The following is a 5485-nucleotide window of genomic DNA, read 5'->3' on the forward strand; positions in this document are numbered from 1 at the left end:
CGATTTGATAAGCTTGCACGAAATTATCAGTCTATGATTTACATTGCTTGCATGTTTATTTGGTGTAAAGTCAAATGAGGACACGCCCTAGAAAAATAAAAATATTTTGATGAAAAAATGACTCATCAGCATAAAAAATAAAAATTTGTGGGCTTGTTCTCGGGCTTTAAGATTGGTTAAGGTACGGCCTGAATTGAAGAGTTGCTCTGCCTATGATTGAAAACTGGTTGTTTGTGCTAGCCATTTTAGCGGTCCTGATGATTCCTGGGCCAGCCAATGCAATGGTCGCCAGCTCGGCCTATCAGCATGGCCCGTTAAAAACCAGCCTTTATATCCCGGCGATTCTGGTCGGCTATCTGTATGCCATTAATGCCTGGGCCTTACTGATTCATTTGTTCTCCCCAATCTGGCCCGGCTTTAGAGGGGTGGTGCATGTTCTGAGCTTGATCTGGGTAGGCTGGATGACCTTTCATTTATATCAGGCCCAACAATTACAGCGGTATAACAAGGGCCATCCACATCTACATCCTTGGAAAATGTTTACAATAACCTTGAAAAATCCCAAAGCAGCACTATTGGCTGCGGGGATTTTACCCACAGCAACCTGGCAAAGTCCGGTCAATTTTCTGCTGGTCTTTGTAGCATTTATAGCGGTCGCGGTGCCGGTCACTTTTTTCTGGATATACTTCGGACAGGCATTACTTGCAAATCAGCTTAAACGCATCAGCAATAAGCTGATCTATAAGATCACCTTATTGCTGCTTTTACTGTGCCTGATTCCAGTATGGATCAAGCTTTGGGATTAATTCTAAGAAAACAGATTTAAGCCGGTTTGCTTTTTTTCAGCTTCTGCTGGATAAAGCCGACTATACCCGGCATCACACTCAGAATAATGATACCGAAAATCAGATAGGTGAAGTTGTCTTTGATAATCGGCATATTGCCAAACATATAGCCTAAAATCACAAAAGAGCTGATCCAGAGCAGAGCGCCCACCACGTTATACGTCAGGAAGTACTTATAGTTCATGCTGCCAGCACCGGCCACAAAGGGTGCAAAGGTGCGGGCAAATGGTACAAAGCGCGCAAATATAATGGTTTTACCACCATGTTTTTCAAAGAACTTCTGTGTATAGGTTAAATGCTGTTTATTAATAAAACGCGATTCAATCTCGAACACCCGTGGCCCGATATATTTACCAATATGATAATTCAGGGTGTCACCCAAGACTGCCGCAGCAAACAGGAGCGGAATCAGCACCCAAGGGTCCATGGCGCCGGTAGAGGCAGCCAGTGCACCGGCAGCAAATAACAAGCTGTCGCCTGGCAGGAAGGGCATGACCACCAGACCAGTTTCCACAAAGATAATCAGGAAAAGAATGGCATAAATCCAGATCCCGTAATTGGTGATAAATTCAAGCAGATGGTCATCCACATGCAAGATAAAATCAATCAGTTCCATGAGCCGAGTACAAGCAAAAGTGTGCTGAAATCCTAACAGTGATCACCATTAAAGTCAGTAATAAAAGTCGACTATTTTGCTGCTGGTGGTTTGGCTCGGGGGCTGATCCGGCCTGCTGCAAACTCATGACTGTCACACCATCGCCCGGTTTTTATGGCTATGGTTTTAAAACAGATGACAGGGGCTAATGTGGCTGTTACATAATCGCTGCGGAGCAGATGGTAACTTTCTGCTTAGATGGTAGCTTAATGATACTGCAAGGAAAGGTTGAGTATGAAGCAATATATTCTAGCAACACTGGTAGTGGCAGCAGCAAGTCCGACCCTTCAGGCCAAGTCCGATCAGGCGCTGATGGCAGAAGCCCAAAAGAATGTGGTCAGCATTGCCCAAGTGCATAAAATGAAAGATGAAACAGGCGTGACGGTAGTGGGCCAGATTATAAAGCAGCGCTCGACAGACAGTGATGAATTTGAGCTGAAAGATCGAAGCGGCAGCATCATGATTGATGTCGATGATGATGACTGGAAAGTGTTAAAACTCAAAGCAGGTGATCGAGTAAAAGTCTGGGGCGAGGTTGATACTCATCGTTATAAACCGACCGATATTGATGTCATCAAGATTGAACGGGTGAAATAAACCCGGTTCTTATTTTTAAACAGGTGAGGCTGCAATGGGCTCTCCTGTTTTCAAGCCCGAGCCTAGCTTGGCAATTGTTTAAAAACAGCTCAAATATAATTTAACTGTTTAATCTTGATCCTGTTTGGAATAGTGTGCGTAAACTCAAGAAAAATGCTAGAATACAGCGCTTATTTCGTTTGCCTTTCATAGTTGTTTGTCATGACTACCAATACTCAAATTACTGAAGATCGTATCCTGATTCTGGATTTCGGTTCTCAATATAGTCAGCTCATCGCACGTCGTGTCCGTGAAGCTGGCGTATATTCTGAAATGTATGCCTATGATATGTCTGAAGAAGACATTCGTGCATTTAATCCAAACGGTATCATCTTGTCAGGTGGACCTGAAAGCGTTCATCTGGAAGGCAGCCCACGCGCACCGCAAGTAGTATTTGAGTTAGGTGTACCGGTACTGGGGATCTGTTATGGCTTGCAAACCATGTGTGAACAGCTGGGCGGTAAAGTTGAGCCAGGCACCGTCCATGAATTCGGTTATGCAGAAGTAGATATCTTGGTACGTGACCAGCTGATTGGGAACCTGCAAGACCGTGAAAACCAGCTGCATGTCTGGATGAGTCATGGTGACAAGGTTGCCCGTCTTCCTGAAGGCTTCCAGATCACTGCTCAGACACCAAGCTGCCCGATGGCAATGATTTCTGACGAAACTCGCCGTCTCTATGGTATCCAGTTCCACCCGGAAGTGACGCATACCTCGAAAGGTGCAGAAATTTTATCAAACTTCGTGCACCAGATTTGTGGTTGCCGCGGTCTTTGGACCCCAGAACATATTATCGATTTGCGTATTGAACAGCTACGTAAACAGATTGGTAATGAAAAAGTATTGTTAGGTCTTTCAGGTGGTGTGGACTCCTCTGTGGTGGCTGCACTGTTGCATAAAGCGATTGGTGACCAGCTGACCTGTGTATTTGTAGACAATGGTCTGCTTCGTTTGAACGAAGGCGATCAAGTGATGCAAATGTTTGCTGAGAACATGGGGATCCGCGTGATCCGTGCAGATGCTGAAGAGCGTTTTCTGTCTGCACTTGCTGGCGCAACTGATCCTGAAGTTAAGCGTAAAATTATTGGCCGTGAATTTATTGCAGTCTTCGCTGAAGAAGCACGTAAATTGGACGGGGTCAAATTCCTGGCACAAGGTACGATTTATCCAGACGTAATCGAATCTGCTGCTAGCAAACAAGGCAAGGCCCATGTGATTAAATCGCACCATAACGTGGGCGGTTTACCTGCAGACCTGGCCTTTGAACTGGTTGAACCATTACGTGACCTGTTTAAGGATGAAGTACGTAAATTGGGTACGACGCTGGGCTTGCCACACAGCATGATCTACCGTCATCCATTCCCGGGTCCGGGTCTAGGTGTACGTATTCTGGGCGAAGTGAAAAAAGAATATGCCGATATTCTGCGCCTTGCAGATGACATCTTTATGCAAGAACTGCGTGCAAGTGGCTGGTATGACAAAACAGCGCAAGCCTTTGCGGTATTCCAGCCGGTGAAATCGGTGGGTGTGGTAGGGGATGGTCGCCGTTATGCCTGGGTGATTGCGCTGCGTGCAGTAGAAACGGTTGACTTTATGACAGCCCGTTTTGCACATCTTCCATATGAATTGGTAGACAAGATTTCGACTCGCATCATGAATGAAATTGCGGATGTATCACGTGTGGTCTATGACGTGTCATCTAAACCACCTGCAACCATTGAATGGGAGTAATTTAGGGGTTTTGGACAGTACTGCTGTCCGCCTAAATTACGCCAAGCGCTATGCGCGCGGCAGTATCTGATTTATCAGATATAACCTAATAAAAAAGAGCGCTTCGGTGCTCTTTTTTATACCTTAGATTAGCATTTGAAGTGCAACACCATGTTATAGCCATAATATCTGACGGGGAATTTTAAAGCCGAACCCTTTTTCGGGGTGATGCTTCAAATCTTGAGTGATTTCTGAGAGATCTTCATTTGTATAGGCATTTAAATCACTGCTTTTTTTAATATATTGCCTGATTCAGCCCTTGGTGGTTTTATTCATGTCTCGTTACCAGACGCACGCATCAGCGAAACACCAGACTATTTACGATTCTTGCGCAGCATGATTAGGCAGGCGGAACTGAAGGCTCTATAGAGTCTGATGTGTCATATCCGCTTTAGCTGTATAAGTTCATTTTAAGTTATAACGGTGACGAGGATTGTGCCTGTTTATCACTGTTTTTAGCCGCCTGCTGCACAGCTTGAACTATGTTCCTGTGCTTAGCAAAAGAGGACGTTGCCGGTTTAAGAATATCCGGATGATAGATTTTAATCCGGTTACGACCGGCTTTTTTAGCCTGATACAGCGCCAGATCCGCCTTTTTGATCAGATCATCTAGAGTCTGTTCAGGTGATTCTAACTCAGCAATACCGATTGAAATGGTGAACTGAATACTCTGGTCAGGGGTGATATAAAAAACTTGTTTTTGAATAATTTTTCGAATGCGTTCAGCAATCATTAAGCTGTCATATGGCTGAGTATATTCGAGTAACGCAATAAACTCCTCTCCGCCAAAACGAGCCAGCACATCAGTTTGACGCATTTCTTTACGGGTCACTTCGGCAATCAGTTGCAAAACCCGGTCTCCTACATCATGGCCATAATTATCATTAATCAGTTTGAAATGATCTACATCGAACATTAACAGGCAAGTACCGGCATGTTTAGGCCATTTCTGGATGGCCTGCTCGGCCAGATTGACAAAATGGCGACGATTGTAGAGCTTGGTCAGATCATCGGTATGGGCCAGATTTTTTAGGGTCTGATAGTTCCACTCATCCAGTAAATTACGCAGAAATATACGGCGTACATTTAAGGTATTATTCCAGTTAATATAGATGCTAAAAAACCATAAAGGGATAGAAACGACGGCAAAGATAAGACCTTGGGACCAAGTCAGTAAATGAATGGCTCCAATGGTCATAAACAGCGCAATAAATATCGAGCAATAGAGTGCGCCTTTGAACTGAGTTTTGATGCAAAGATTAGTGACCAGGATAAAAATAGCGGTAGCGTACAGATAGGTACTGACGTGCGGGCTATTAGAGAGCAACAGTAAACCAATCCAGATTCCGGCAGCGACTGTCGTACAAACGGGCAAGAATATCTCTAGAATCTGGATGTTTTTATAATGGTTAAACAGGTAAGAGCCGCAGAGCATGGCTACAATCACAAGCAGTACACGTGACACACCGGAGAAGAAAAATATATCTGGAATAATAGATTTCTTTCATAAGTCATTTTTTACTCAGCTCCAAGTTATAAATTCCAGCAATTAGATTGAATCTCAAACCGAGTCTTTTAG

The 5485-nt window shown here is 44.2% G+C and carries 4 protein-coding genes and 1 pseudogene; 3 read left to right on the top strand and 2 right to left on the bottom strand.

Annotated elements, in window-relative coordinates; translation table 11 throughout:
• The first annotated feature begins 212 nt into the window (after positions 1–212).
• Positions 213–806: a LysE family translocator gene (locus NI467_RS14320; protein ID WP_253153475.1), complete on the top strand. Its 594-nt coding sequence runs from the start codon at positions 213–215 to the stop codon at positions 804–806.
• Between the two features lie 16 nt (positions 807–822).
• Here the strand turns inward: NI467_RS14320 and NI467_RS14325 are convergent, their stop codons facing one another.
• A complete protein-coding gene (locus tag NI467_RS14325) occupies positions 823–1461 on the bottom strand; it encodes a DedA family protein (RefSeq protein WP_151207236.1) in 639 nt (212 codons plus the stop codon).
• A gap of 273 nt (positions 1462–1734) precedes the next feature.
• Between NI467_RS14325 and NI467_RS14330 the strand changes: the two genes are divergently transcribed.
• Together NI467_RS14330 and guaA are read left to right on the top strand one after the other, a co-directional pair.
• Complete coding sequence (locus tag NI467_RS14330) at positions 1735–2097, top strand: NirD/YgiW/YdeI family stress tolerance protein (protein WP_253153476.1); 363 nt, start codon at positions 1735–1737, stop codon at positions 2095–2097.
• Positions 2098–2298: 201 nt separating this feature from the next.
• Positions 2299–3867, top strand: coding sequence for a glutamine-hydrolyzing GMP synthase (gene guaA / locus NI467_RS14335; protein ID WP_151205189.1), 1569 nt, complete (start codon positions 2299–2301; stop codon positions 3865–3867).
• Between the two features lie 454 nt (positions 3868–4321).
• Here the strand turns inward: guaA and NI467_RS14340 are convergent.
• A pseudogene (locus tag NI467_RS14340) lies at positions 4322–5401 on the bottom strand (GGDEF domain-containing protein); the annotation flags it as partial.
• Positions 5402–5485: the final 84 nt, after the last annotated feature.

The sequence above is a fragment of the Acinetobacter sp. S4397-1 genome, from assembly GCF_024129285.1.
GTDB classification, from domain to species: Bacteria; Pseudomonadota; Gammaproteobacteria; order Pseudomonadales; family Moraxellaceae; genus Acinetobacter; species Acinetobacter lwoffii_C.